This is a genomic window from Microcoleus sp. PH2017_28_MFU_U_A, assembly GCF_020738035.1.
Taxonomy (GTDB): domain Bacteria; phylum Cyanobacteriota; class Cyanobacteriia; order Cyanobacteriales; family Microcoleaceae; genus Microcoleus.
On record NZ_JAEQCX010000007.1, the window covers coordinates 1 to 2510 of the forward strand.

General features: G+C 45.3%; 1 protein-coding gene and 1 pseudogene. Both read left to right on the forward strand.

Going from position 1 to position 2510, the window contains the following annotated elements; translation table 11 throughout:
* Positions 1–648: 648 nt before the first annotated feature.
* Positions 649–1885 (forward strand): annotated as a pseudogene (locus JGK14_RS00065) (reverse transcriptase domain-containing protein); the annotation flags it as partial.
* Positions 1886–2206: 321 nt separating this feature from the next.
* Entirely contained in the window at positions 2207–2416 is a 210-nt protein-coding gene (locus JGK14_RS00070; RefSeq protein WP_325314550.1) for an HNH endonuclease, read from the forward strand.
* The last annotated feature ends 94 nt before the right edge of the window (positions 2417–2510 follow it).

The following is a 2510-nucleotide window of genomic DNA, read 5'->3' on the forward strand; positions in this document are numbered from 1 at the left end:
GTGCGATTCGTTGGGTAGAAACTAACCCTGAAATGGGTAGAGGATTACCCGCAAGCTACACAAGAATCTTCTCCCAAAAGAAGAGGCTTCGGCAAGACAATTTGATAGTCATGTGGGTGAGGTAAGTATCCTAGAAAACTAAGTCCCACCCTCCAGGTGCAGGAGTGAAAGCACACAGAGCGCAGTCAAGAATTGCGTCCCCCAGGGTAGCGACTAGCCATCAATCCCTGAAGCGGGGGTGAAAGGTGTCAATACTGGAAGCCTAACCTGGTAAACACCGAGCAAGAGTTCATGAGTAGGAATACAAAGGTACATTTGAACCATCGTCATGAATAACCAGCGAAATCAGGCTGTTTACGTTGGGAGTCCCAAAATGGGCAAGGATAATGGGGAGTTGGCAAGTTCCTGGTTGACCAACAAGCACTTCCTCTAAACCCGGTGGATAGTACCGCTCTAAAAACTCAAACAATGACTATCAGAAACGAAGTAACCTCTCGTCCGTTCTCAGTCTTCAATGATTGAGTAGGTGCTAACTAATACGAAGAGTAGGCAAGATTGATTCAAAAGCAAAACGCCTGACTGTAATGGTGAGGATAGGCAGACAGAATCACGGTGATTTGGAAAATAAAGTTTCCAGTAGCAGTAAATATGTCTAATACGAGTTTAAAGACTACGGTGGAATGGCGTTCTATTAACTGGCGAAAGCTAGAACGTAGAGTGTATAAGCTGCAACAGAGAATTTATCAAGCCTCTCAACGTGGCGATGTAAAAACATATCGCAGACTCCAAAAAACGCTGATGAATTCTTGGTCAGCAAGAGCGTTAGCGGTTCGTAGAGTTACCCAGGATAATTGCGGCAAAAAGACAGCAGGTGTAGACGGCGTTAAATCGCTGACTCCTAATCTCCGTCTTGCCTTGATAAATCAAATAAAACTGGGTTCTAAGGTCAGCCCGACTAGGCGTGTATGGATTCCCAAGCCTGGACGTGACGAGAAGCGACCTTTAGGAATACCTACAATGGATGACCGCGCCTTGCAAACGCTTGTCAAACTGGCATTAGAACCAGAATGGGAAGCGCGATTTGAACCAAACTCATACGGGTTCAGAGCCGGAAGGTCATGTCATGATGCAATCGAAGCAATCTTTAACTCCATCAGGTATAAACAAAAGTTTGTACTTGATGCTGACATATCGAAGTGTTTCGACTGTATCTCGCCGTCAAATTCGTGCATGGTTAAAAGCGGGGGTGATGGATGGTAAGCAGTTGTTTCCTACATCTGAGGGAACGCCACAAGGCGGATGTCTTTCGCCGCTTTTGGCAAATATAGCCCTCCACGGGATGGAAAACCGGATAAAAAGCGCCTTTCCTAGTGGCACAATTGTCAAGAAAGGTCAATACGCTGGCTATCAGCCAGGAGCTACTTTAATCAGGTACGCCGATGACTTCGTGATTCTCCATGAAGACATAACCGTTGTTCAAAGATGCCGGGAAATAATCTCGGAATGGTTAATGGGCATAGGCTTGGAATTAAAACCCAGTAAAACTCGGCTGACGCACACTCTTTCAACTTTTGTTGAGGAAAAGCCAGGATTCAACTTCCTTGGATTTAATATACGTCAGTTCCCCAAAGGGAAACACCATACAGGTAAAAATACGAAAGGGGAATTACTCGGTTTTAAGACCATCATTACCCCAAGTCAAGAAAAAGTGAAGGCACATTATGACCGTCTGTCAGATGTAATTGACTCCCATAAGTCAGCACCGCAAGCGGCGCTAATTAAGCGACTAAACCCTATCATTAGGGGTTGGGCTAACTTCTATTCGACTGTCATAAGTAAGGAAATCTACGCTCAGTTAGATGACCTAGTGTATCAAAAGCTTGTCTCTTGGGCACAATTCCGCCACCCAAAGAAATCAAAGGGATGGGTGTCAAAGAAATATTGGCACTCCATAGGCGATGATAACTGGGTATTTGCAACCACTGAAGTTGGGAAAAACCCACTTCGGTTACTTGACCATGCCCGCATTAAAATAGTGCGTCATGTAAAAGTCAAAGGCAAACTGTCCCCATTTGACGGGAATCTGGTTTATTGGAGTACAAGAATGGGCAACAACCCAGAAATGCCTACAAGAGTCTCATCACTCTTGAAATGGCAAAAGGGAAAATGCGCCCACTGTGGATTGTTTTTCCGTGAAAACGATGTGATGGAAATTGACCATATTATCCCCAAATCGCAAGGTGGAAAGGATGATTATAAAAATTGGCAACTTCTACACAGACATTGCCACGACACAAAGACTACCAGTGATGGCAGTCCTGGCAGAAAATCTGGCTGTAACAGTGCCGAGCCTAAACCACCCTCCGAACTGAATTGGTTTTGGGATGAGGATATGTTGGTAATGAGGAATGCGTGACAAGCACCAAGTCACTGAGGAGCCGTGTGAAGAGAAATTTTCACGCACGGTTTTGGAGAGCGGCGGCTCTCGTGAGAGGGTCGCCGACTTTAAT

What these genes read in the sequence shown, in the direction of transcription:
- JGK14_RS00070 (WP_325314550.1), top strand. Translation starts at nt 2,207, where the DNA reads ATGGAAATTGACCATATTATCCCCAAATCGCAAGGTGGAAAGGATGAT.